The organism is Shewanella sp. SM101, from assembly GCF_025654465.1.
Lineage (GTDB): Bacteria > Pseudomonadota > Gammaproteobacteria > Enterobacterales > Shewanellaceae > Shewanella > Shewanella oncorhynchi.
In genome coordinates this window covers 44,984-66,970 of the sequence record NZ_JAKKRH010000013.1, presented here as the reverse complement: position 1 = coordinate 66,970, position 21,987 = coordinate 44,984, and the positions used below count along the sequence as shown (strand labels likewise).

At 45.9% G+C, this 21,987-nt stretch carries 25 protein-coding genes and 1 pseudogene; 17 read left to right on the top strand and 9 right to left on the bottom strand.

What is annotated here, in order from left to right:
- Positions 1–79: 79 nt before the first annotated feature.
- Positions 80–163: a leader peptide SpeFL gene (gene speFL, locus L5M38_RS24590; RefSeq protein ID WP_224022194.1), complete on the bottom strand. Its 84-nt coding sequence runs from the start codon at positions 161–163 to the stop codon at positions 80–82.
- A 503-nt stretch (positions 164–666) separates the two neighbouring features.
- Here speFL and L5M38_RS09175 point away from each other — a divergent pair.
- The 6 genes from L5M38_RS09175 to L5M38_RS09150 all read left to right on the top strand — a co-directional run bounded on the left by L5M38_RS09175 (position 667) and on the right by L5M38_RS09150 (position 5,725).
- Positions 667–1,209 (top strand): YbhB/YbcL family Raf kinase inhibitor-like protein, encoded by a 543-nt coding sequence (locus tag L5M38_RS09175; protein WP_131525388.1) that lies wholly within the window; start codon positions 667–669, stop codon positions 1,207–1,209.
- Positions 1,210–1,233: 24 nt separating this feature from the next.
- Complete coding sequence (locus tag L5M38_RS09170; RefSeq protein WP_212600604.1) at positions 1,234–1,992, top strand: helix-turn-helix transcriptional regulator; 759 nt, start codon at positions 1,234–1,236, stop codon at positions 1,990–1,992.
- Between the two features lie 49 nt (positions 1,993–2,041).
- Entirely contained in the window at positions 2,042–2,392 is a 351-nt protein-coding gene (locus tag L5M38_RS09165; RefSeq protein WP_263168460.1) for a YkvA family protein, read from the top strand.
- A gap of 193 nt (positions 2,393–2,585) precedes the next feature.
- Positions 2,586–3,983, top strand: coding sequence for a hypothetical protein (locus tag L5M38_RS09160; RefSeq protein WP_105250504.1), 1,398 nt, complete (start codon positions 2,586–2,588; stop codon positions 3,981–3,983).
- A 2-nt stretch (positions 3,984–3,985) separates the two neighbouring features.
- Positions 3,986–5,023 carry an acyltransferase family protein gene (locus L5M38_RS09155; RefSeq protein WP_263178910.1) on the top strand — a complete coding sequence of 346 codons (1,038 nt, stop codon included), beginning with the start codon at positions 3,986–3,988 and terminating at the stop codon, positions 5,021–5,023.
- 96 nt (positions 5,024–5,119) lie between these two features.
- A complete protein-coding gene (locus L5M38_RS09150; protein ID WP_198573238.1) occupies positions 5,120–5,725 on the top strand; it encodes a hypothetical protein in 606 nt (201 codons plus the stop codon).
- Positions 5,726–5,852: 127 nt separating this feature from the next.
- Here L5M38_RS09150 and L5M38_RS09145 read toward each other — a convergent pair.
- From L5M38_RS09145 to L5M38_RS09130, 4 genes and pseudogenes are all read right to left on the bottom strand, one after another.
- A pseudogene (locus tag L5M38_RS09145) lies at positions 5,853–6,041 on the bottom strand (hypothetical protein); the annotation flags it as partial.
- A gap of 199 nt (positions 6,042–6,240) precedes the next feature.
- A complete protein-coding gene (gene arsH / locus L5M38_RS09140; RefSeq protein WP_263178935.1) occupies positions 6,241–6,942 on the bottom strand; it encodes an arsenical resistance protein ArsH in 702 nt (233 codons plus the stop codon).
- 17 nt (positions 6,943–6,959) lie between these two features.
- Positions 6,960–7,394 (bottom strand): glutaredoxin-dependent arsenate reductase, encoded by a 435-nt coding sequence (arsC, locus tag L5M38_RS09135; RefSeq protein WP_263178934.1) that lies wholly within the window; start codon positions 7,392–7,394, stop codon positions 6,960–6,962.
- An 87-nt stretch (positions 7,395–7,481) separates the two neighbouring features.
- On the bottom strand, positions 7,482–8,765 hold the full coding sequence (locus L5M38_RS09130; protein WP_263178908.1) for an arsenic transporter: 1,284 nt from the start codon (positions 8,763–8,765) through the stop codon (positions 7,482–7,484).
- A 357-nt stretch (positions 8,766–9,122) separates the two neighbouring features.
- Between L5M38_RS09130 and L5M38_RS09125 the strand changes: the two genes are divergently transcribed.
- The 7 genes from L5M38_RS09125 to L5M38_RS09095 all read left to right on the top strand — a co-directional run bounded on the left by L5M38_RS09125 (position 9,123) and on the right by L5M38_RS09095 (position 15,848).
- A complete protein-coding gene (locus L5M38_RS09125) occupies positions 9,123–9,470 on the top strand; it encodes a metalloregulator ArsR/SmtB family transcription factor (RefSeq protein ID WP_263178906.1) in 348 nt (115 codons plus the stop codon).
- Between the two features lie 90 nt (positions 9,471–9,560).
- Positions 9,561–10,559 (top strand): permease, encoded by a 999-nt coding sequence (locus tag L5M38_RS09120; RefSeq protein WP_263178905.1) that lies wholly within the window; start codon positions 9,561–9,563, stop codon positions 10,557–10,559.
- 11 nt (positions 10,560–10,570) lie between these two features.
- Positions 10,571–10,684 carry a thioredoxin family protein gene (locus tag L5M38_RS09115; protein ID WP_411569210.1) on the top strand — a complete coding sequence of 38 codons (114 nt, stop codon included), beginning with the start codon at positions 10,571–10,573 and terminating at the stop codon, positions 10,682–10,684.
- Between the two features lie 64 nt (positions 10,685–10,748).
- Positions 10,749–11,759, top strand: coding sequence for an ArsJ-associated glyceraldehyde-3-phosphate dehydrogenase (locus tag L5M38_RS09110; RefSeq protein ID WP_263178903.1), 1,011 nt, complete (start codon positions 10,749–10,751; stop codon positions 11,757–11,759).
- Positions 11,760–11,770: 11 nt separating this feature from the next.
- A complete protein-coding gene (gene arsJ, locus L5M38_RS09105) occupies positions 11,771–13,021 on the top strand; it encodes an organoarsenical effux MFS transporter ArsJ (protein WP_263178933.1) in 1,251 nt (416 codons plus the stop codon).
- Positions 13,022–13,476: 455 nt separating this feature from the next.
- Complete coding sequence (locus L5M38_RS09100) at positions 13,477–14,967, top strand: SulP family inorganic anion transporter (protein ID WP_263178901.1); 1,491 nt, start codon at positions 13,477–13,479, stop codon at positions 14,965–14,967.
- A gap of 32 nt (positions 14,968–14,999) precedes the next feature.
- Entirely contained in the window at positions 15,000–15,848 is an 849-nt protein-coding gene (locus L5M38_RS09095) for a universal stress protein (RefSeq protein ID WP_263178900.1), read from the top strand.
- A gap of 147 nt (positions 15,849–15,995) precedes the next feature.
- On the opposite strand, the gene L5M38_RS09090 is transcribed toward L5M38_RS09095, so the two are convergent.
- The 4 genes from L5M38_RS09090 to L5M38_RS09075 form a co-directional block, all read right to left on the bottom strand.
- Positions 15,996–16,580, bottom strand: coding sequence for a YSC84-related protein (locus L5M38_RS09090; protein ID WP_105250489.1), 585 nt, complete (start codon positions 16,578–16,580; stop codon positions 15,996–15,998).
- Positions 16,581–16,732: 152 nt separating this feature from the next.
- Positions 16,733–17,647 carry a hypothetical protein gene (locus L5M38_RS09085; RefSeq protein ID WP_173248045.1) on the bottom strand — a complete coding sequence of 305 codons (915 nt, stop codon included), beginning with the start codon at positions 17,645–17,647 and terminating at the stop codon, positions 16,733–16,735.
- Between the two features lie 57 nt (positions 17,648–17,704).
- On the bottom strand, positions 17,705–18,103 hold the full coding sequence (locus L5M38_RS09080) for a nitrous oxide-stimulated promoter family protein (RefSeq protein ID WP_212600618.1): 399 nt from the start codon (positions 18,101–18,103) through the stop codon (positions 17,705–17,707).
- A gap of 147 nt (positions 18,104–18,250) precedes the next feature.
- A complete protein-coding gene (locus L5M38_RS09075; RefSeq protein ID WP_263141108.1) occupies positions 18,251–18,610 on the bottom strand; it encodes a DsrE/DsrF/TusD sulfur relay family protein in 360 nt (119 codons plus the stop codon).
- 273 nt (positions 18,611–18,883) lie between these two features.
- Between L5M38_RS09075 and L5M38_RS09070 the strand changes: the two genes are divergently transcribed.
- From L5M38_RS09070 to L5M38_RS09055, 4 genes are all read left to right on the top strand, one after another.
- A complete protein-coding gene (locus L5M38_RS09070; RefSeq protein ID WP_263178897.1) occupies positions 18,884–19,720 on the top strand; it encodes a hypothetical protein in 837 nt (278 codons plus the stop codon).
- A 143-nt stretch (positions 19,721–19,863) separates the two neighbouring features.
- Entirely contained in the window at positions 19,864–20,175 is a 312-nt protein-coding gene (locus L5M38_RS09065; protein ID WP_263178896.1) for a hypothetical protein, read from the top strand.
- 9 nt (positions 20,176–20,184) lie between these two features.
- Positions 20,185–21,639, top strand: a complete 1,455-nt coding sequence (locus tag L5M38_RS09060) for a protein adenylyltransferase SelO (RefSeq protein WP_263178894.1) — start codon at positions 20,185–20,187, stop codon at positions 21,637–21,639.
- Between the two features lie 13 nt (positions 21,640–21,652).
- On the top strand, positions 21,653–21,985 hold the full coding sequence (locus L5M38_RS09055) for a DUF3630 family protein (protein ID WP_263168403.1): 333 nt from the start codon (positions 21,653–21,655) through the stop codon (positions 21,983–21,985).
- Positions 21,986–21,987 lie beyond the last annotated feature (2 nt).

The following is a 21,987-nucleotide window of genomic DNA, read 5'->3' as shown; positions in this document are numbered from 1 at the left end:
AAACAGTACGATAAGTGTTTGCGCCTATTAGGGCAATAGCACTTTAGACTTGTTAATTGGCCTACTACCTACGCTAAGGTTAGCGGAGGAAGATAAAGGAGTGATCGAAATAGTCACGTTGACTAGGCATCATGATATGCCGTGTGCGCCTGATATGCGCCATAATTTTAGATTTCCTCTTCATATACGACTCCATTATGACTTAGAGAAAACGGTTAGGTTTTTATTACGTAATGAAGTTTATATGCGAGTTATAAATAAAATCATGACCTATGTCTTATTTTTAAATAATTAGCATGTCAATTTAACTTAATTTATCGATGTTAAATGGAGTCAATCATGCTTAAGTATCTTTATCTAAATTATGAAAGTAAATATTGTCAGCATTATTTAAATAATATTATTTGCATAAAATATCTTATTTAAAATATCTAATCTTAATTTAAAGGCTGCTGTAATCATCATTCCGATTTATACCGCATTCCATATTTGCATTGTTATGCAGATATTTTCGTTACAAAATCATCATCCTGCTTGAAAAATGCAAAAATGATAACTTTTTTCTCACATTTGAGCATTTGGGGCAGAAAGTTGTCGTTTTAGGGCAGATGTTATTTTTTTGATTGACGTAAAGTGAGTCAGGTCGAACATGAATAGGAGATAGACATGAATAAAGGGTGGTTAGGGGCGAGTTTAGTGCTTGGGTTATTCGTTGGACAAGCAAGTGCTATGACATTAACGAGCAAAGATATGAGCGAGGGCAATAAACTGACATCGCAATTAGTGTTTAATGGCTTTGGTTGCCAAGGGGAAAATATTTCGCCGCAACTGACTTGGACTGAGGTGCCCACAGGAACTAAAGCATTTGCAGTGACAGCTTATGATCCTGATGCGCCAACGGGCAGCGGTTGGTGGCACTGGGCCGTATATAACTTACCCTTAGCGCAAACTTCGCTCGCACAAGGTGCGGGCTCGCATGTTGATGCACTGCCCAAAGGCGCCATTGCCTTGAAGAACGATTTTGGTACTACAAATTTTGGTGGCGCATGCCCGCCCCAAGGTCATGGCGTTCACAGGTATGAATTTACTGTGTGGGCATTACCCAGTGCTTTAGAATTGCCAAAGGATGCTAGCCCTGCCTTATTGGGCTTTATGCTCAGGGCACAAGCGCTCGGCAACGCCAAGTTGACTGCGGTATATAATCGATAATCCATTGATAATTAGGCTGGTGTCATGATCCGTATGTTTGAATATGATTCGAAGCAGGCACAATCTTTATCTCAAGTCCCTGTACATCAGCCGTCGATTATTCGGGTTATCTATGGTGAAAAGTCTCTGCTCTGGCAAGATGAATCTGTTTTAGTAGGCCAAGGGCAGTTACTGTTAATTCCTGCTGGTTCGCATATTAGCTTTGTTAATCGACCTTTTCTTGGGCGTTATCGGGCGGTGCAGTTATTACTCCCCCACGATTTACCCCAAGGTATTTTATCAAGTGCTACCGATTGGCGTGACCCTATGCCAGTCCAAAACGTATCACGCGCTGTGGACTTAGCTTGGAATGCGCTATTACAGAGTTTGACCTTGTCTCTGGCCGATCCTGTTCAACTGCATTATTTGGCCGCGTTACTGTTAAGTTTGCCGGATAAACGCAGTGTGAACTGGTTGTATGGACACACCCAACGCAGCGTGACTCAAGCGGCCTTGGCCTTGATGAGTGTGAGTCCTTCGGCGTCATGGCAGCAGGAGGATATTGCCGATAAGTTACACATGAGCACGGCAAGCCTTAGGCGTAAATTGGCCTTAGAAGACACCAGTTTTAGGCAGTTACTGGTAGAAGTGCGGCTTTGTCATGGTTTAGCCATGTTGCAGAATTCGAGCGAGCCAGTATTGCAAGTGGCTTTGGCCTGTGGTTATCAATCTGCGGAAAAGTTTTCCTTACGTTTTAAGCAACAATTTGGCCTGACCCCTGCGGCTTATCGTCGTACACTGTGAAGTGGCATGGGTGTATACCCAAACAACTTTAGGGTACTGGAGAAATATGATGGCGGATGAGCAATTTACTGACAGCGGATTTTGGAACAAGATCAAACTCTTTAGCCGTCAAGCAGGTAGAGAGGTCATCGAGCGGGCACTATGGCTTTATTATGCAGCGCAACAACCCAATACGCCTAAGTGGGCTAAGTCAGTCATCTACGGCGCTTTAGCGTATTTTGTTTTGCCTTTAGATGCGATTCCCGATCTGACTCCTTTAGTTGGCTTTACCGATGATTTAGGTGCCCTTGCCGCGGCCCTGACTATGGTGACCTTATATATCGATGATGAAGTGAAATCCCTTGCAGCGGATAAACTCACACTGTGGTTTGGAGATAAGCCGAGCGAACCTAAGACTTAAACCTATTGCGAGCGCAATCGCCTAAGTGATGCAAAATTGTGCTAAAAATATGATTTCATTAGGAGTCGTTGATTTGGTTTTGACTGAGATTTTCTGGGGTAAAAATATTTTTTTGCAAATGTTTCACTATTGCTTGATTGCGCTATATGCTAGCGCTGTTTTGTAAACCCCTTGTGTTTGTTTAGGCAGATAAATGAAAAATATTATGGTAGTGATCCTATGGCTTTTAGGTGTCTCTGCCGCTACCCCCGCGTTTGCCGATGAGGCCTCTCCGGAACAACTCGCCCGTCTTTACCTCGATTTTATGGCACAGAATAGTCGCCAGAGCGAAGCTTTGTGGCCCGGTTTTCGCCTTGAAGATAAAGTACACCTCTTTAGTTATGGTGGTAATGTCTGGCTTCGACAGCCTGGTGGCGAAATAATCCAAGATAACAGTGTGTTAGAGTCTGTCAATCTGCACTCTGGTCTATCGGTGAGCTTCGGCTTTCCACAATATAATGGCCAGCCAGGCGTATTGATCCAGCTCGAAGTGCCGAACATCCAATTTACTCGCGACACTAAGCCAACGGATTTAGCTTTTTTAATCTGGGCGAGCAATGGCTTGCATGAAGCCTTCCATTTTTATGCCCAATCCGAATGGCGAGTATTAGAAGACGGTAAGCGTTATGAGGGTGAGGTCTTTCCGCTCAACTTCGATGCTCGCTATTATCGTTTACAGTTATTTGATGCCTTAATGGCGGCGCTGGCACAACCCGAGCAACAGTCATTACACCTTAGCTATGCAGCCTATTGGTTGCAGCAATGGCGCCAAATTGCGCCGAATGAAGATAGAGTCGGTTACATCAATGATCTTGTTGAAGGCAGCGCTAAGTACGTGGAATTGGCCGCTGGTGCGCGTGTGTTGAGTCAAAATCAAACTTTACTTGGTTATCAGCAAATACTGACAAAATATGTGTATGACTATTATCAACAGCAGAAGATGTGGGTTGGTTGGACGGCTGAGGCGGCAAATATTGGCGCTCTGGCGGGCATATTGTTGGATAGCACTCAAGACCCTTATGTATGGAAAGAGTCGGTCATGTCGGGTATGTTGCCTGTGGATTTACTACTGAACCGTGTAAAGCCAGTATCCCCGCTAGACAAGAAAGACACTAAACAGAAGAAACAGCTGCAGGAGATGCTAGCGTATTACCCTGCCACTCAAGCAAAATTGTCTCAGTTGTTGTTGAATGTGCAGGATCCAAAAGTGCCGTTATTGGTTATGCCGAGCGTGAGCGATAGCAGCAGTTTTATCGATGTGGGTGACGTACGTTCTGGCTTTTATGTGGTGCCCTATCAAGAGGAAATGACTCAAGCTTATTTAGGGATGAGTGCGCAATTTAGTAACTTGTCAGTGAGTGGCAGTCCATTACTCGATGTTCCAGTACAAAATTTTTGTGAGGGCATTGAGGCGGCAACTCTGTTACCTTTAGCATTCCCCTTTCAGCGTGAGGGTCAGTATCTGGTATTCAACGAAGCGGAAGTCCATGGAACTATTAGGGTTTCTGCGAGTGTTGTTGATGGAAGAACCCTCTACTGTGCGATGAATTAATAATGAGAAAAAATCAGCTCGAATTTACCTACATGCGTGGCATTGCGATTATTTTTATCGTGCTTGGCCACAGTATTTACAACTCTGGTGAAGGTTTCCCGCTGTTGCTGGAAAATCTATTGCGTGGTGGCACAGCGTTATTTGTGTTTATCTCGGGATACTTTTTCCATCGCATTTTTTATAAGGATTTCGACTACAGCAAGTTTATGAAGAACAAAGTACAAAACGTACTTTATCCTTTTTTAGTTGTGTCATTGATTGGTCTATTTTGTTTGTGTTTGCGCTGGAGATTTATGGAGCATCAGCCGCTCGATAATGTCTTGCTGAGTATTTTTTATACTGTGCGTAACGGTTATATTCTGTATCCGCACTGGTACATTCCCTTCATCATGGCGGTGTTTTTATTCTCGCCGATTTTTTTATGGTTTATCCGTTGCTCGCAGCAGATGCGTTGGACACTATTTGTACTGAGCTGTGTGGTAGCAATCCTATTGCATAGACCTATAGGTAACGTCAATTTCATCCACTCAGTTGTGTATTTTGTACCTTTCTACTTGATTGGTATTTTATATTCGCAAGATGAACATATTGTGACGCGCTTTGGCTCTATTTTCACCGCACTAGCGATGATTTTTTTAGTGGTGAGCTTAGTCGAACAAACTTACATAGTGCAGCATATTGGTAATTATCATAAGGCACCGTTTGAGTATAACGGTATCGATTGGCAGTTTATTCAGAAACTTTGTTTATGTGTATTAGTACTGAATTTCTGTGAATGGTTGTCGGGACGAAGTCGTTTGCCTTGGTTAGTCGAAGTCGCTGAGATGAGTTTTGCAATTTTCTTTATTCATCCACTCTTCGATATGCTATTTAACACGGCTGCAACCGTAATGCGTTTCCGCTTCCCACCAGATTCTGCTGTGACTAGCGTGCTCTTTTCCGCTGGGATTTTCATTTTCATGATGGTAGGCAGTATTATGACGGCTCGCTTTATCAAAAAGCGTCTGGGTAATCGATCGCGTACTTATATCGGCTGGTAATCACTTTGGTTTATCATCACTAACACTAGGTGAAATTCAGTTTGAATTTATTTCCTAGTGTTAGGGTGTTTTCCATCTAAAAAAGTGGAGAACATAATGAATCCCAACATTACCCTACCGAGCCTCGGGCTCATCAGTTTGTCTTTTATCGCGTTGCCATCCATCGCCGCTCAAGTTGAGTCGCTATCCACCAAGACGCAGAATACTTTTTTCGCACAAATCGCGGCCCATTGTGGCCAAGCCTTTGCGGGAAAAGTGGTATCGGGTGACAGTGCCGATTCAGCCTTTAGCGGTAAGTCGTTAATTATGCACGTGCGTGAATGTAGCGACACTGAGCTTAAGATCCCGTTCCATGTGGGTGATGACCACTCGCGTACTTGGGTGCTGACTAAAACGCAGCAAGGACTTAAGTTGAAGCACGACCATCGCCATCAGGATGGAAGTGAAGATGCTGTGACCATGTATGGCGGCGACACTATGAATGATGGGACAGTACAGAAACAATCATTTCCAATTGATAGGGAATCTATCGATAACTTCGTTAAGAATGGGCTAACCCAGTCGATCACGAATGTGTGGCACATGGAAATTACGCCAACAACGTTTAGCTATCAACTTACGCGCGAAAACCGCGATTTCAAAGTCGATTTTGATCTTACCCAGCCAGTAGCATTACCGCCCAAACCTTGGGGACACGACTAGTGTTGTTATCAAGCTAGCTCAAAATTGTGTTCATCACCTGCTTATGTTGCCCGTTTATGTGGATAACGACACTACACGGGCTCAGCCTTGCATTAAACTCAGTCAACTCATTGTTTCCTAAGCAGATTCAGTGAGCAGAACTTTTATGGCTGTTTAAATATTGGACGATATGATGGGTTTCAGGCATAAATAGCACTATAAGCTTGTTCAGAGCCTTTATCATGGTGTAAGTCTCTCCCACCTGAGCGTTATCATTTCGCATCCTCAGCGTACCACCTCGCAGATACTTTATCCTGTACATGGCGTCTTCATCAATCCAGAAGGTGGGTGAACTGCGGTTGATTAAGGCTTGGTTGATGGCAAGTTACAGAGAGTTTTTAGCTGGCTTTAAGGATTTAGGTGCTCACTCGTGTATTTGGAATGTATTTATTTGGCGTGATGGTTCTTATATGGAGTAAAAGTTGGCGCAGGGCTAATCTTTTGCTCCATAGTCGAGAATACTTTTAGTGTTTAATCTATATTTCTTTTTGATTTACTCGGGTTGATAGCTCTGAAGCGCTTTCTTTGCGTTCGCTATATCGGTTCGTGAGGAAATTAACATTGCCCCTCAGGAGTAAAGTGAATTTCATCAATTCCTCCATAACATCAACTACACGATCGTAGTAAGGCGAAGGTTTCATTCGGCCTGCCTCGTCAAACTCTAACCAAGCTTTTGCGATTGAAGACTGGTTGGGTATGGTGAACATGCGCATCCATCGGCCCAATATTCGCATTTGGTTTAGTGTGTTGAAGGACTGTGAACCACCACTCACCTGCATTATTGCTAATGTCTTACCTTGTGAAGGCCGGACAGCACCTTCAGCCAAAGGGATCCAATCGATTTGAGCTTTCATAATACTGGTCATCGCACCGTGGCGTTCTGGTGAACACCACACCATACCTTCGCACCAACGTACCATTTCTCTTAGTTCCATGACTTTGGGATGACTGTCAGGCGCATCATCAGGAAGTGGGAGTCCAGAAGGGTTAAAAATACGCACCTCTGCGCCCATGTGTGTTAATAGTCGAGTGGCTTCTTCCGTCGTCAGTCGGCTATAGGAGCGTTCTCGTACTGAGCCATAAAGCATCAGTATTCTAGGCGGATGGGTTAGAGGAGTTAGATTAAAACAGTCCATATCCATGTTATTAACCATTAATTCTTGTTTGAGCGCTGGCATATCGTGGTTTAGTGGTTTCATGTGCGAACTCTTTGTCCCTGTTCATTAATGATGATTTCGCCATCTTCTTTGGTGAAAGGGCCTTGTTGTGCTTTGGTCAAAATATCAAGCACAGTCTCAGACGGGCGACAGAGTTTTGTGCCTCGCGGCGTAACGACGATAGGACGGTTAATTAAAATGGGATAAGTCAGCATGAAGTTAACCAGTTCTTCATCATTAAATGTGTCTTCAGAAAGTCCTAGTCGTTCAAATGGTTCAACATTGTTACGTAGCAATGAACGCACAGAGATTTTCATCTCATTAATTAACTTAAGTAATTCATCGCGGGAGGGCGGCGTTTCTAAGTAGTGGATGATTTGGGGTTCGACTCCACTATTACGGATCAATGCTAAAGTGTTGCGCGATGTACCACAGGCTGGATTGTGGTATATCTTAATGCTGTCATCAATCATATTAGTCATAACATGTCTCTGATAAATAATCGCTTATAAATTTATCCATAGGCACTAAACAGATGCTCTAGTGCCCATGGACGAAGATTAGAAGGAGAGGCGCAGTGCCAGTGCCGCTAGGGTGACAAATAGCACAGGTAGCGTCATCACTATGCCGACGCGGAAATAATAACCCCAGGTAATATTAATATTTTTCTGCGCCAGTACATGCAGCCATAGCAGGGTTGCTAAACTGCCGATGGGGGTGATTTTAGGACCTAAATCGCTACCAATCACGTTAGCGTAAATCATGGCTTCTTTAATCACGCCAGTTGCATTGCTACCGTCTATCGACAGGGCGCCAATTAACACTGTGGGCATGTTGTTCATGATGGACGATAAAAAGGCGACCAAGAAGCCTGTGCCCATAGTGGCAGCCCAAAGCCCTTGTTCAGCCAAACTATTTAATACGCTCGATAGGTAATCTGTTAAGCCTGCGTTGCGAAGACCATAAACAACCAAATACATGCCGAGTGAAAAGATCACTATCTGCCATGGCGCGCCGCGCAGTACCTTAGTGGTATCTATGGCATGGCCTTTTTTCGCGACAATAAACAGAATCAGGGCACCCACGGCAGCGACTAAACTCACCGGCACACCGAGGGGTTCTAAGCCAAAAAAGCCCACCAAGAGTAAGACTAATACGCCCCAACCGGTTTTAAAGGTTTGAGGGTCGCGAATGGCGGCCTTAGGTTCGCGCAGTTTTTGCAAGTCGTAGGTCGCGGGAATATCTTTGCGGAAAAACAGATGCAGCATGACTAAGGTGGCACTAATAGCTGCAATATCGACGGGTACCATCACAGAGGCGTATTCGTTAAAACCTATGTTGAAGAAGTCTGCTGAAACAATATTGACTAGGTTAGAGACAATTAACGGCAAACTTGCGGTATCGGCAATAAAACCCGCCGCCATTACAAAGGCTAAGGTTGCTCCGGCGCTAAAGCCCAGAGCCAGTAACATCGCAATCACTATGGGGGTGAGGATCAGCGCCGCGCCATCATTGGCGAACAATGCGGCAACAGTAGCGCCGAGTAACACTATGTAAGTAAAGAGTAAACGGCCACGACCTTTGCCCCAACGGGCCACATGCAGCGCAGCCCATTCGAAAAATCCCGACTCATCTAATAATAAACTGATGACGATCACGGCAATAAAGGTGGCGGTCGCATTCCAGACAATATTCCATACCACAGGAATATCCCCTAAGTGCACCACACCCAGTAGTAGGGCCAATACGGCGCCCAAGGTAGCACTCCAACCTATGCCTAACCCCTTAGGTTGCCAAATTACTAACACTATGGTGAGAACAAAAATTGCCCCTGCTAACCACATACAAGCTCCTAAAAGGGCAGAGACTGTCTACCCGTAATCATAAAATAATGCCCTCACCTAACTATATTGTCGGTGGGTTTGAATGATTTTTTATATGTGAATTTTCGTATGTATCTTAGTGTTGAACACTATACTCAAACACCATTTTGACTAATGCATGATACTTAAGGTGATCTTATATACGGATATTTACATATATGAAAATTCGTATATATTGTACAAGGTCTTTCCAAAAGATCCATAGCCATGAAAAACGAGTGTTGTTTCTTACCGCTCACAGCTTGCTGTTTGAATGAACCTTTAGGAAAGTTAACAAAAGGATCAAAATGTTTGTATTAGTTCAGTCTAAGGGCATCAATGATTAATCCAACCCAGTTTTTTAAATGTTTAGCCGATGAAACCCGCTTGCGTTGCATGATGTTGATCCAGCAAGAGGGAGAGCTCTGTGTCTGTGAATTGACCGAGGCATTGCAAGAGACCCAGCCTAAGATTTCGCGACATTTGGCCCAATTACGTAAATGCGGTTTATTAGTTGATCGCCGTCAGGGGCAATGGGTTTTCTATCGTATCAATAATGACTTACCCGAATGGAGTCAGTTAGTGCTGAGTGAAGTTACCAACCAAAACACTGTATTCCTTGAAGAAAATATGCGTAATTTGTGCAAGATGGGCGGGCGTCCTGACCGTGCTAAAGCTTGCTGCTAGAAGACTAGCAGCAAAAATTTAACCTCAAATATACGTTTTTTCATATATTTACGTGTCTAAAGTTTTGCTTAATATTAAGGTGGCGTAACAATGCTGCAAATATTTTCAGATTTAGCGAGCTGGTTAACTTTTGATTTGATGGGTTTAGAGCCCAATACTAAGCTCGCCGACGCCATCCATTTTTTTATTGAAGATACCACTAAGATTTTTGCGCTCCTGTTGCTGATGATTTATGGCATCGCTTTGGTGCGGGCCTCGCTCAATGTTGAGCGTGTTCGGGATTACTTGGCGGGTAAAAATCGTTTTGTCGGTTACGTTATGGGATCGGGTTTTGGCGCTGTTACCCCATTCTGCTCATGTTCTAGTATTCCGGTTTTTTTAGGTTTCACTTCCGCGGGGATCCCTGTTGGGATCACTATGGCATTTCTGATCACTTCGCCGTTAATTAATGAAGTCGCCGTTCTGTTGCTTGTGAGTCTGTTGGGCTGGAAGTTTACTGTGATATACGTGCTGGTCGGCATGTCAGTGGGTATGTTGGCGGGGGCATTTTTGGACACGATCCGCGCTGAGCGTTGGCTGCAGTCCTTTGCCGGCAAAGCACTCGAGCAAGGAAAGGCACAAGCAAGTCACGATAATAGCGAGGGTATGACATCAACATCCATGACGTTAACGGAACGGCATGAATTTGCGAAAGGCGAGACCCTAGAGATTTTTGGCCGAGTGTGGAAATGGGTCATTATTGGGGTTGGGCTTGGCGCCGCACTCCATGGATTTGTGCCTGACGGTTGGATCGAAGCCCACTTAGGCGATGGTCAATGGTGGTCGGTTCCTGCGGCGGTATTGATTGGTATTCCTCTGTATTCCAATGCCACAGGGGTTATCCCTATCATGGAGAGCCTTATCACTAATGGCTTGCCCGTAGGGACGACATTAGCATTTTGTATGTCTACGGTTGCCGCCAGTTTTCCCGAGTTCATTTTGCTCAAGCAGGTGATGCAATGGCGTTTGCTGGCCATCGTTTTTGCCATTTTATTGATTTCATTCACCTTAATCGGTTGGATCTTTAACGCTATAGGTCCCATTCTGTGAGAATTATAAAAATGTTAAACATCAAAGTATTAGGTAGTGGATGCGCTAAATGCACTAAAACCGCTGAGATTATTACCGCCATTGCCAACGAGAAGGGCATTAGCGCGGCTATATCGAACAGATAACGCTTTAATCTTAAAAAAATAATATAAAACACCTAATATCAAACTGAGTGTGAAGGATGCAGGTATGACAATCAAAATCGGGATAAATGGCTTTGGCCGTATGGGACGTTTAGCATTACGCGCCGCTTGGGGCTGGGAAGAGGTTGAGTTTGTGCAGATTAATGATCCCGCAGGGGATGCGGCGACCTTAGCCCATTTGCTGACATTCGACTCTGTGCATGGTCGCTGGCAGTACGAAGCCAATGCCGATGGTGATGACATCATTATCGATGGCAAGCGTATTTGCTGTACACGCAATAAAACTATCGCCGAAACCGATTGGTCCGCCTGCGATGTAGTGATTGAAGCCTCGGGTAAGATGAAAACCAAAGAAGTGTTGCAAGCTTATTTAGATCAAGGCGTTAAACGCGTTGTGGTCACAGCGCCCGTTAAAGAAGAGGGCGTGTTAAACGTTGTCATGGGAGTGAATCATCAGCTCTATGACAAAGCCATTCATCCGATTGTGACTGCGGCCTCCTGTACCACTAACTGTTTGGCGCCAATCGTCAAAGTGATCCACGAAAACCTCGGTATAGTGCATGGTTCCATGACAACCATTCATGATATTACTAACACTCAAACTATTTTAGATGCGCCGCATAAAGATCTCCGCCGTGCGCGGGCCTGTGGTTTAAGCCTTATCCCCACAACAACAGGCTCAGCGACGGCCATTACCCATATTTTCCCTGAACTCAAAGGTAAGCTTAACGGCCATGCGGTGCGGGTGCCATTAGCGAACGCCTCATTAACCGATTGCGTGTTCGAGGTGAGTCGCAAAACGACCGAAGCTGAGGTCAATCGCCTGTTAAAAGAAGCGGCAGACGGACCGCTAAAAGGCATTTTAGGTTATGAGGAACGTCCATTAGTCTCGGTCGATTATAAAACCGATCCGCGTTCGAGCATTATCGATGCGCTATCGACCATGATTATCAATGGCACTCAGGTCAAACTCTACGCTTGGTATGACAACGAGTGGGGCTATGCCAATCGCACCGTCGAACTGGCCCGCATGGTCGGTCTGATGGATAAGGCATAAGCTTTATGGGTATGGGTAAGCTGACAGGGTTCTTGTCTAACATATCACCCGAGATCCGCCAGTATTTGGTGGTCACAGGCAACTATTGGGCATTCACGCTTACCGATGGTGCATTACGTATGTTAGTGGTGCTCCATTTTCATGGCTTAGGTTATAGCCCGCTGCAAATTGCCATGCTATTCCTCTTCTATGAAATCTTTGGGGTGGTAACGAACTTAGTCAGCGGCTGGCTCGGGGCGCGTTTAGGCTTAAATAAGACCATGAATGTGGGCCTATTTATGCAGATTGTTGCCCTTAGCATGCTGCTTGTGCCTAGCGGTATGCTGACGGTTGCTTGGGTGATGGCGGCGCAGGCCTTGTCGGGTATCGCTAAAGATCTCAATAAGATGAGCGCTAAAAGCAGTATCAAATTGTTGGTGCCCAATGATGCTCAGGGTGAGCTGTATAAGTGGGTTGCTATGCTCACTGGCTCCAAAAATGCCCTAAAGGGCGCGGGGTTCTTCTTGGGTGGCGCCTTACTGACCCTGTTTGGATTCCAGCAGGCCGTGTTAGGCATGGCGATTGGCCTATTGCTGGTGTGGATTTTTAGTCTGTTAAGTTTGCAGCGCGATTTAGGTAAAGCCAAAAACAAACCTAAGTTCACGGAAATTTTCTCTAAGAGTCCGGCGGTAAACACGCTTTCTGCCGCACGCATGTTTTTGTTTGGTGCGCGGGATGTGTGGTTTGTGGTGGCTTTACCCGTTTATTTGGCCTCAACCTTTGGTTGGGATCATTGGTATGTCGGCGGTTTTCTCGCACTCTGGGTGATAGGCTACGGCATAGTGCAAGGCTTCGCACCTCGCTTGACGGGGACAAAGTCGGCGGGCAAAAACAAGGTTCCCGATGGACGTAGCGCCTTAGGTTGGGCGGCGATATTGAGCATAGTGCCGGCATGCATTGCGCTGGCGATAAGTTATGACTTCCATGCCGCGAATATACTGATTTGGGGATTGATGCTGTTTGGCGCCTTATTCGCGATCAACTCTTCATTACACAGTTATCTTATCGTCAGTTATGCGGATGAAGATGGCGTATCGTTAGATGTGGGTTTTTACTACATGGCTAATGCTATGGGGCGTTTGATCGGGACTGTGTTGTCTGGCTGGGTGTATCAAGTGTATGGCATGGCGGCTTGTCTGTGGATATCGGCGGCATTTATTGCGTTAGCGGCGCTTATCTCAATCAAACTGCCTCGGCATAAAGCGATATCAGATGGTGCTTAATACTTACCTAAGCTATCCCTGAGTTGTTGCAGTTTTTTTATTCAATGCCCGCCAAAGTATGGTGGGTATTTTAATCACTCTGATGTTAACTGAAGTTTTTTGATTTTGAGCAAACAACTCTCTATACTCCGGCCTGTTTTATACACGTCATTATGTCGCTATTCCCAATAGCACTACTATTTTTAATGCAGTCAAATTTGAGTTGGCTCATATAAGTGAGGTTATTTTTCGGTGATGAGCATTAAGCCGCATTAGTTTAATCCTTCCTTCTTGGATCGTTAAGATCCGTCCTTAGTCGCTACCGACTCGGTAGTTGTTTTGCAGTACCCCATAATCCCAATTGCATTCCGTCACCTTGACGCATAAGTACCTCATTGGCTATGCGCTGACATTTGAGTCAAGTGTTGATATTAGCTATTGGAAGATATGATTAAATTTCAATCAGAGTGAGTGACATGATACAAACCATGAAAAAAGAGTGGTTCTCCAATATACGCGGAGATTTGTTAGCCGGTATTGTGGTTGCACTGGCGTTAGTCCCTGAGGCGATTGCCTTTTCTATTATTGCAGGTGTCGATCCTAAAGTCGGCCTGTATGCTTCATTCTGTATCGCAGTGGTCATCGCGTTTACAGGTGGCCGTCCTGGTATGATCTCTGCCGCAACGGGTGCTATGGCGTTGTTGATGGTGACCTTAGTGAAAGAACACGGCCTCGAGTATTTACTCGCGGCGACCCTATTAACTGGTGTGCTGCAAATTGCCGCGGGTTACTTAAAGCTAGGAAGCTTGATGCGTTTCGTCTCCCGCTCTGTGGTGACGGGCTTTGTGAATGCACTGGCGATTCTGATCTTTATGGCCCAGTTGCCCGAACTGACCAATGTGACTTGGCACGTATATGCGATGACGGTAGCTGGCCTCGGTATCATTTACCTATTCCCACTCATCCCTGTGATTGGTAAATCCGTACCTTCGCCTCTCGTGTGTATTGTCGGATTAACGCTTTTTGCGGTTTATATGGGGTTAGATATTCGTACTGTCGGCGACATGGGACAACTGCCTGATACTTTACCTATTTTCCTCTGGCCTGAAGTGCCATTGACCTTTGAAACTCTGATGATCATCTTCCCTTATTCGGCCGGCCTTGCCGTGGTGGGTTTGCTGGAATCTATGATGACCGCCACCATAGTCGATGACTTAACCGATACCCAAAGCGATAAGAATCGCGAGTGTAAGGGCCAAGGTATTGCCAATATCGGCGCGGGTTTAATGGGCGGTATGGCTGGTTGCGCTATGATTGGTCAGTCGATCATCAACGTTAAATCGGGTGGTCGCGGACGGTTATCGACCTTTTCAGCGGGGGTATTTCTACTCATATTGATTGTATTCCTCGGCGAATGGTTAAAGCTCATCCCTATGGCGGCACTGGTTGCCGTGATGATCATGGTGTCTATCGGTACTTTCTCTTGGGATTCAATTCGTAATCTTAAGCATCATCCAATATCAACCAACCTTGTGATGGTGGCGACCGTTGCTGTGGTGGTCGCTACCCATAACTTAGCTATGGGAGTATTTGTGGGGGTATTACTCGCGTCCCTGTTCTTTGCTAATAAAGTGGGCCGTTTTATGGTGGTTAAGAGTGTAACGGCTGCTGCCGACGCAGGTCGCCATTATCAAGTTATTGGGCAAGTCTTTTTTGCCTCGGCAGATAAGTTCAGTAATTCATTTGATTTTAGGGAAGTGGTTGATAAGGTGACTATCGACTTATCTCAAGCGCATTTTTGGGATATTACTGCGGTATCGGCCCTAGACAAGGTAGTGATTAAATTCCGTCGCGAGGGAACTGAAGTGGAGTTAATTGGCCTTAACCAAGCCAGTGCAACCATAGTCGATAAATTTGGGGGGCACGATAAGCCTGAAAACGTTGAAAACATGATGTCTGGTCACTAAGCCCTTAGCAACACAGGAAAAGGAAAATAACGATGACAAATGTGATTGCCTGTATCGACGGTTCAAAAGTGACACTCGCCGTATGTGACGCCAGTGGCTGGGCCGCTCAGCAACTGGATGCCTCAGTAACTCTATTACATGTATTGGATAAGTCTGCCTATCCGATAGAGTCAGATCTGTCGGGAAATATTGGCCTAGGTACACGGGAGCACTTACTCAATGAAATGGTTGAGCTCGAAGCGCGTCGAGGCAAACTCGCACTTGAACAGGGTAAGTATATGCTGCAAGACGCAAAAATCCGCGTTGTTGAGAAGCAGCCTAGCAGAATGGTTGCAACCTTGCAGCGTCACGGCGATTTAGTCGAAACTCTGTTAGAGCAAGAATCCCATGCCAGATTGGTGGTGATGGGCCGTCAAGGGGAGCAGCATCAAGCGCAGGCCATTGGCAGCCATTTAGAAAATGTCATTCGCACGCTTAAGCAGCCTATTTTAGTGGTGATGGACGAGTTTACTGCACCGACTCGATTTATGATCGCCTATGATGGCAGCATTACTGCGAAAAAAGCTCTTAATCAAGTTCTAACGAGTCCACTTTTAAAAGGGCTCGAATGTCATTTAGTGATGGTGTCTGATGATCAATCGCTGGCGACAGCTGAACTGGCGTTGGTGGCCGAGTCTCTGATTGCGGCGGATTTCAATGTGGTTACCGCCGTTTGTCAGGGAGAAGTGCAAACGGTCCTTGAGATCTATCAACTTAAGCATCAAATCGATCTTATGGTGATGGGCGCCTATGGTCATTCGCGGATTAGGGAGTTTTTTGTGGGTAGTAACACCACAAGGATGATCAGTAAAAGCCATATCCCCTTGTTATTACTTCGCTAGGTTAAATATGCATTTCAACTTATTTTGCTCAATTCTAATGACTTGGTTTTAGTTAGAACATCTGAGTCAGAAGCTTGAGGTAATCATTTAAGAAAAAACGGCGAGCATTTAGGCTCGCCGTTTGATATCACAGTCGAATGGTTCGTGTTAGTTAGCTTTAGGCTCGAAGCTAAAGGCTTGACCCGCAAGAGCGGCTTCAAACATTAAGCCGCCTTTTGCTGCGGTAAATACCGCCATACCGTTGATATAAGAGCCGCTTGCGGAGCGATTACCACCCGATTGACCTGCGCCTGCTGAGTTGCCTGTGGTTCCTGCTTGAGCGCTTGCTCCCATGTTGATGGCAACTGCCGACGCTTGGGCATCAAACTCGAAACTGCCGCTCGTGAAGGCTTCATAGGCTTTGGCATCTTTAAAGAAGATGATCTCGCTGTAGGCTTGTCCACCTAATTGAAAACCGATGGATAATTGAGTCAGACTCGAATCACCCATATAGGCACCGCCTTGGTAGACTCGGCCTTTGCCATAGGCTGCACCGATCCCAATTCCGCCTTTACCCACAGTTGGGAATAAAGCATAGCCATAGGCTGTGTCGAAAAATTTACTGGTTTCTTTCGCTTTTTGGAAATTGACTACAGCCTGATCGTAGCTTTCATCTGCATGTACAGTTGGGGCAGCAAATAGGCTCACAATAAGGCATGTTGATGCCGCAATGGCTGTTAAAAATGATTTCATGGTAACGCCTCTTCAAGTCTTTAGTTGTTCCAGACTAGCCTTTATCGACACAAATGACAGCCAAAAGTGACATATGTGTCAGCTTAGGTTCAGTGTTCGACTTAATGGTTGGAGTGATATTGGTGGTGATGATTGGAGTGCAGTTTCGCCAATTAGTTCTTAGGTGGCGAAGAACCTTGGTTTTTTTCTGCATCGTCCTGCTGAACTTGATGCAAAAATTCATACTCCTCTGGGGTGAGAATATTTTCAATGACGAGTGGGCGTTGCTCTAGCTGTGGTTCGGCCATGCGGCCTTTTAAGTAGGCAGAGCGGGTGATTTGCTTTAGCCCATACACCGCCAGCATATACATGCTCAGTAGTAAGGTCAGCCTTGGCAATGCGTGGGAAAGTAGCGATAGATTATCACCAAGATAGAAAGGCAAGATCACCACAAATACGCGGATTAACCAATTTAACAACATGGCCAAGGTCAAGCTTATCAGCCAACGAAACCGAATGGTGCCGAGCGCCTCTTGGGTTTGAGTGACATCTCTTTGATTGCGCTTATGTCGACGAAACAACATCCACAGCGCGATAAAGTAAAAACAGGTTTGTACAGATAACAGCGCTGGGAGTAGAGCGCCCCATTGGCTGATACTCATTTCTTTAAGCATCAGAGCTATGGGTTGCCACTCGTTGATGGGATGCGCAGTTAATCTTAGGGCAATATCTAAAATGGCGAAAACTAATGTTAATGCAGATGGCCAGTAATGCTTTGAAAACCCTAGCGGTTTATTGGTTGGTGCTAAACTGCGTTTGCAATAGAGATAGAGCAAAGGCATGAGCAAAAAATAGATAGGGTTAATCAGATTGAATAGGATATGAATGGGAATTGGACTGTTATCGCGGTTTAACATACCCGTGAGGAAGTATAGAGCAATAAGACTTAAGAAAGCGGCGAGGAGTTTTTGGTTAGCGTCTGGGTGATAAAAATAGCGAATATAAATAGCTAACGCGAGGCAATGTACGCCTCCAAATAATGACAACCACCAGTAAGCTTGAGTGAAAAAACTATGAAACTCGTTCATATGCGATACCTCGAGCCCTGTTATATCAGGGAAATCGGCTCGGTAAAAGTATCGCCGTTAGTTTTTCTGTTGGCTTGCTATGCGCCGATGACGATTTGAAGCCGCTTCGGGCACAACGCTGGGAACAGGGATGCGTTCCGCGAGTAAGTGTTTGATTGCACGAACGGGATGCGGTAATAACATCCGTGGACCAGAAAAGATCATGATCTCTTTGACGATTTGTTTCTGCGCGGGTTTGTAGCAATGCACTGGGCATTTATTACAGGTGGGTTTGTTTTGTCCGTAGGGGCAGCGATCTAGCCGTGTTGCGGCATAATCCAATAACTCAATGCAATCTGCACATAGGCTCGTTGCGTCTTGGCCTTGGTGTTTCGCCTTGCAATAAATTGTCACCATTGCGGCAATGGTTTGGTGTTCGTACAGGAGTTTGCCCGTAAGCAGTGTGGCTGTGCCCATTGGAATACCTTAGCTTGTCACTCGGATATCCCATCATAGGCAGTGAAATTGGCGCTGACAAAACGAAAGCGCCAATTTATGAAGGTGCGCACAAAATGGGGCTTTAAATAATCCAGCTATCCCTAATGTCACACCTAAAAATAAACCTTAGATATGCATCACTTTGTCGGCGGCCAGTGTCCAGCGAGTTAAATCTTGCAGTGTGCCTATATATGCACCTTCGATAATCATTTCTGCAGTGACGCCTCGTGCTTGAGCGCAGGTCTTGCAAAGTAGAATCGGAACTTGTTGTGCCGAGAGAATTTCAAACATCTGCTGCAGGTTGTAGCTTAAGTCAGGTGTGGTTTGATTTTTGAGTGCGCCAAACACGGCATCTGACATGAGAAAAAGTTTGAGATCGACCGCTTGCTCGTCCTGATCCTTCAGGGCTAATGCGATGCGTAAGCTATTAAATAGCTTTTCTGTTCCGTAGGGACTGGCATGGGCCACGATAAGAATACTTTGCATCAGGTTTTCCTTATGTTTGTTATAAGCAGGTGGATGGGGGGATTAGGGAACTCGATTGTGCCAGTCTAGCGCAATTGGCTATAACTATTTGAGCGCAAGATCGTATAAAAAGGCATAAATACTTGATTTGCACCGACACAATGGACTTTAATAGCGGTTAATCTCTGCTCAATTTTTAGCTAGACTCGGTTGCCATGGACACTGTCCTAATGGATTTTGGCAAACCCATTGACACGGCTTCTGATGAGAAGCGGCCATCAAAGGTGAACAAGAATGAAGATCTTAGTCGTATTTATACTGATTGCTGTCGGGGTGTTTTTATTCCTTCGCGCGCAGCGATTGGCGAAAGAAGAACAAGAGGCGATGAAACCCAAGTCTACCTCGGTAAAACCTGTAGTTCCCACCGAAGAGGCACCTATTTTCTCCGCTGCTGAGCCCGAGCGTGTAGAACCTGAGCCAGTTAAAAGGGTTGAGGATACTGGCGTGGCTGAAGTAGAGCCCGTTATCGAAGTTGAAGCCGAATTAATGCCCCGTGAGACCGAAAGCCCTGCGAGCATTTCGGTGGCGCTAGACACAGATATCATCGAAGTCGATATTCCTGCGGCCCATAATGAAGAGGCGGTGATCATTTTAGGCGCCACGCCTGCAGATGAACAAGATGACGTTAAGACTGAAGCAGAGCCAGCATCGAACACACGTTCTGAGGTCGGTGCGCCAGGGGCTTGGGCGAATGTGACTTTAGTTCGGGCCTTTGAGGAATATCAAGGAGCGACGTCAGCCAGTGCTCGCTATACCGCGCTGCAAAATATGATAGCTGAATGCTACAAACAGCGTAAATCGGCGGATTACCTCAACTATGGTGCTCAATTAGCGGAAGAGTATATTGCACTGTTCCAAGCGGCTAGCGCCGAGCACGGCAAAGATACTGAGCTTAAATCTTCCGGTTTCCTGCATTTAGCCACCTTGCTAAATGATACCCAAGCCTTCGATGCCGCCATTGTCATCTGTCGTAAAGCACTTGAGCTTGGGCTGAGCGATGGCACTGTCACTGGCTTTGAGGGCCGAATCAACCGGATTGAGAAAGCACAGACTAAAGCAACCACGGCTTGATATGTTGTAGGGAGCGCTTAGCGGGTAAACCCTTAGTCGAAAAGCGGTTATTTCCCTCGTCTAAGCAGTGTAGAATCCCTGCTAACTGAATGCGCAAAAGGCGAACTAAGGTTCGCTTTTTTTATGGGCTTAATAGGGGAAAAATGAAACTAAGCTATGCCTTAACGAATGTCTTATTCGGGCTTGGATTATTGCTACTCAGTGGCTGTACTAAAACCCCAGAATGGACCCTATTTTATTATCCCGATGTGAGTGCCATTCCGGTGACACCTTTGCAGGCCGAAGATATTAATGGTTACTACGATACTTTAGAGCAATGCCAGAGCAAGGCTCATGGTATGCAACGTCTAAGTCGTTCTGGCGTGAGTGGTTTTGGCCTTGGATCTTACCAATGTGGGCACCTATGCGAGTTCGACGATAAATCGGTGCTGGTTTGCAAGACCATGAGCCAATAGGTGGACAAGATGAAGTTTAAACAGGATTTTTTTACTCAGCTGCCTGAGTTTTACTCGCAAGTATATCCACAAGGGATAACTAAGCCTGAATGGCTGGCATGGAGTAATGACGCCGCCCAATTGATAGGCTTAAGCCAACCCACCGATGAGCTGTTATTGGGCTTATCTGGCAATGCTGCCGTCGATGGTGCGACCTACTATGCCCAAGTGTATAGCGGCCACCAATTTGGCGGTTACACGCCGCGCTTAGGGGATGGACGTTCGATCATTTTAGGTGAAGCGATTGGTCCAAATGGCGCATGGGATGTCGCCCTTAAAGGCGGTGGTCCGACGCCTTATTCGCGCCGTGGTGATGGCCGTGCTGTGATGCGCTCCGCGGTGCGCGAGTTTTTAGTCTCTGAGGCGCTGCATCATTTGCAGGTGCCGACGACCCGCGCCTTGGCTGTGATTGGCTCTGACTTGCCCGTATGGCGTGAGAGCCAAGAAACTGCAGCCATTACCGTACGTTTAGCCCGTAGCCATATTCGTTTCGGTCATTTCGAGTTTTTCTGCCACAGTGAGCGCGGTCGTGCCGATAAGCTGACTCAATTACTCAACTTCACTATTACTCAGCATTATCCCCATTTGAGTTGTGATGCCGCAGGTTATAAAGCGTGGTTTTTACAGGTAGTGCAAGATACTGCTAAGATGATTGCCCACTGGCAGGCGGTCGGTTTTGCCCATGGCGTGATGAACACAGACAATATGTCGATTCTGGGTGACAGTTTTGACTTCGGTCCCTTTGCGTTCCTCGATACATTCCAAGAAGACTTTATCTGTAATCATTCTGATCCCGAAGGTCGCTATGCCTTTGGTCAGCAGCCGGGAGTCGGTTTGTGGAACTTGCAACGTTTAGCGCAGGCGCTCACACCAGTGATCCCATCCGATGACTTAATTGCCATTCTTAATCAATACCAAGAGGCGCTAGTGCAGCCTTATTTGCGCTTGATGCGGGCAAAACTAGGTCTATCAGCAGTTGATGTTTCGTCGGTGGAGCAGGACAAACAGGATCTTGAACTCATAGGTCGATTTACTGTGCTGATGGAGAAGAATCAACTCGATTACACTCAGACTTGGCGTCAATTAGGCAAGTTAGATCCAACCAGCAAACACAGTGCGCTGCGGGATGACTTTATCGATGTCAGTCAGTTTGATGCTTGGTATCAAGCCTATCAACAGCGATTGGGCGCGGTGGCTGATATCCCTGCGTGGCAAACTGAGCGCAATAGTGTGAATCCCAAATATATTTTGCGTAACTATTTAGCCCAAGAGGCGATAATCGCGGTGGAAGAGGGTAATCTTGCGCCGCTGCATTTGCTGCAAAAAATCTTAACTCAGCCCTTTGCCGAACACGCAGAGCATGAAGACTTGGCCAAGCGTCCGCCGGACTGGGGCCAAGGTTTGATCATGTCATGTAGTAGTTGATGGGATAACAAGCATGAAATTATCAAGTACGCATTTAAAAGCCATGAGCTTAGATACCATTAGCTTAGATAAAAGTGCCTTAAGTTTAGCGGTCAGTGCGGATATCGATTTTGATCGTTTCGCCGACTTTGCCGAACCCTTAGCCGCGGCGCTAGATTGCACTGTGCGCGAGCGTCAGTGGGGTGCCGACAGGCATCAATGGTTATTAGAATTTGAAGGCAGCCAGTTATGGCTCAATTATGAGTTTTACGGCAACATTTGCTGGCTCTCGACCGAACGAGAAGCCGATTTTGAGGTGCTGGAATACTTAGCCACTTTGCTGCAACCTCACCTAAGAGTGAACTGAAT

What these genes read in the sequence shown, in the direction of transcription:
- L5M38_RS09120 (WP_263178905.1), top strand. Translation starts at nt 9,561, where the DNA reads ATGCTGCAAATATTTTCAGATTTAGCGAGCTGGTTAACTTTTGATTTG.
- L5M38_RS09055 (WP_263168403.1), top strand. Translation starts at nt 21,653, where the DNA reads ATGAAATTATCAAGTACGCATTTAAAAGCCATGAGCTTAGATACCATT.
- L5M38_RS09085 (WP_173248045.1), bottom strand. Translation starts at nt 17,647, where the DNA reads ATGAACGAGTTTCATAGTTTTTTCACTCAAGCTTACTGGTGGTTGTCA.
- arsJ (WP_263178933.1), top strand. Translation starts at nt 11,771, where the DNA reads ATGGGTAAGCTGACAGGGTTCTTGTCTAACATATCACCCGAGATCCGC.
- L5M38_RS09170 (WP_212600604.1), top strand. Translation starts at nt 1,234, where the DNA reads ATGATCCGTATGTTTGAATATGATTCGAAGCAGGCACAATCTTTATCT.
- L5M38_RS09160 (WP_105250504.1), top strand. Translation starts at nt 2,586, where the DNA reads ATGAAAAATATTATGGTAGTGATCCTATGGCTTTTAGGTGTCTCTGCC.
- L5M38_RS09175 (WP_131525388.1), top strand. Translation starts at nt 667, where the DNA reads ATGAATAAAGGGTGGTTAGGGGCGAGTTTAGTGCTTGGGTTATTCGTT.
- arsC (WP_263178934.1), bottom strand. Translation starts at nt 7,394, where the DNA reads ATGATTGATGACAGCATTAAGATATACCACAATCCAGCCTGTGGTACA.
- L5M38_RS09125 (WP_263178906.1), top strand. Translation starts at nt 9,123, where the DNA reads ATGATTAATCCAACCCAGTTTTTTAAATGTTTAGCCGATGAAACCCGC.
- L5M38_RS09110 (WP_263178903.1), top strand. Translation starts at nt 10,749, where the DNA reads ATGACAATCAAAATCGGGATAAATGGCTTTGGCCGTATGGGACGTTTA.
- L5M38_RS09095 (WP_263178900.1), top strand. Translation starts at nt 15,000, where the DNA reads ATGACAAATGTGATTGCCTGTATCGACGGTTCAAAAGTGACACTCGCC.
- L5M38_RS09150 (WP_198573238.1), top strand. Translation starts at nt 5,120, where the DNA reads ATGAATCCCAACATTACCCTACCGAGCCTCGGGCTCATCAGTTTGTCT.
- L5M38_RS09130 (WP_263178908.1), bottom strand. Translation starts at nt 8,765, where the DNA reads ATGTGGTTAGCAGGGGCAATTTTTGTTCTCACCATAGTGTTAGTAATT.
- speFL (WP_224022194.1), bottom strand. Translation starts at nt 163, where the DNA reads ATGGCGCATATCAGGCGCACACGGCATATCATGATGCCTAGTCAACGT.
- L5M38_RS09090 (WP_105250489.1), bottom strand. Translation starts at nt 16,580, where the DNA reads ATGAAATCATTTTTAACAGCCATTGCGGCATCAACATGCCTTATTGTG.
- L5M38_RS09070 (WP_263178897.1), top strand. Translation starts at nt 18,884, where the DNA reads ATGAAGATCTTAGTCGTATTTATACTGATTGCTGTCGGGGTGTTTTTA.
- L5M38_RS09075 (WP_263141108.1), bottom strand. Translation starts at nt 18,610, where the DNA reads ATGCAAAGTATTCTTATCGTGGCCCATGCCAGTCCCTACGGAACAGAA.
- L5M38_RS09100 (WP_263178901.1), top strand. Translation starts at nt 13,477, where the DNA reads ATGATACAAACCATGAAAAAAGAGTGGTTCTCCAATATACGCGGAGAT.
- arsH (WP_263178935.1), bottom strand. Translation starts at nt 6,942, where the DNA reads ATGCCAGCGCTCAAACAAGAATTAATGGTTAATAACATGGATATGGAC.
- L5M38_RS09060 (WP_263178894.1), top strand. Translation starts at nt 20,185, where the DNA reads ATGAAGTTTAAACAGGATTTTTTTACTCAGCTGCCTGAGTTTTACTCG.
- L5M38_RS09065 (WP_263178896.1), top strand. Translation starts at nt 19,864, where the DNA reads ATGAAACTAAGCTATGCCTTAACGAATGTCTTATTCGGGCTTGGATTA.
- L5M38_RS09115 (WP_411569210.1), top strand. Translation starts at nt 10,571, where the DNA reads ATGTTAAACATCAAAGTATTAGGTAGTGGATGCGCTAAATGCACTAAA.
- L5M38_RS09155 (WP_263178910.1), top strand. Translation starts at nt 3,986, where the DNA reads ATGAGAAAAAATCAGCTCGAATTTACCTACATGCGTGGCATTGCGATT.
- L5M38_RS09080 (WP_212600618.1), bottom strand. Translation starts at nt 18,103, where the DNA reads ATGGGCACAGCCACACTGCTTACGGGCAAACTCCTGTACGAACACCAA.
- L5M38_RS09165 (WP_263168460.1), top strand. Translation starts at nt 2,042, where the DNA reads ATGGCGGATGAGCAATTTACTGACAGCGGATTTTGGAACAAGATCAAA.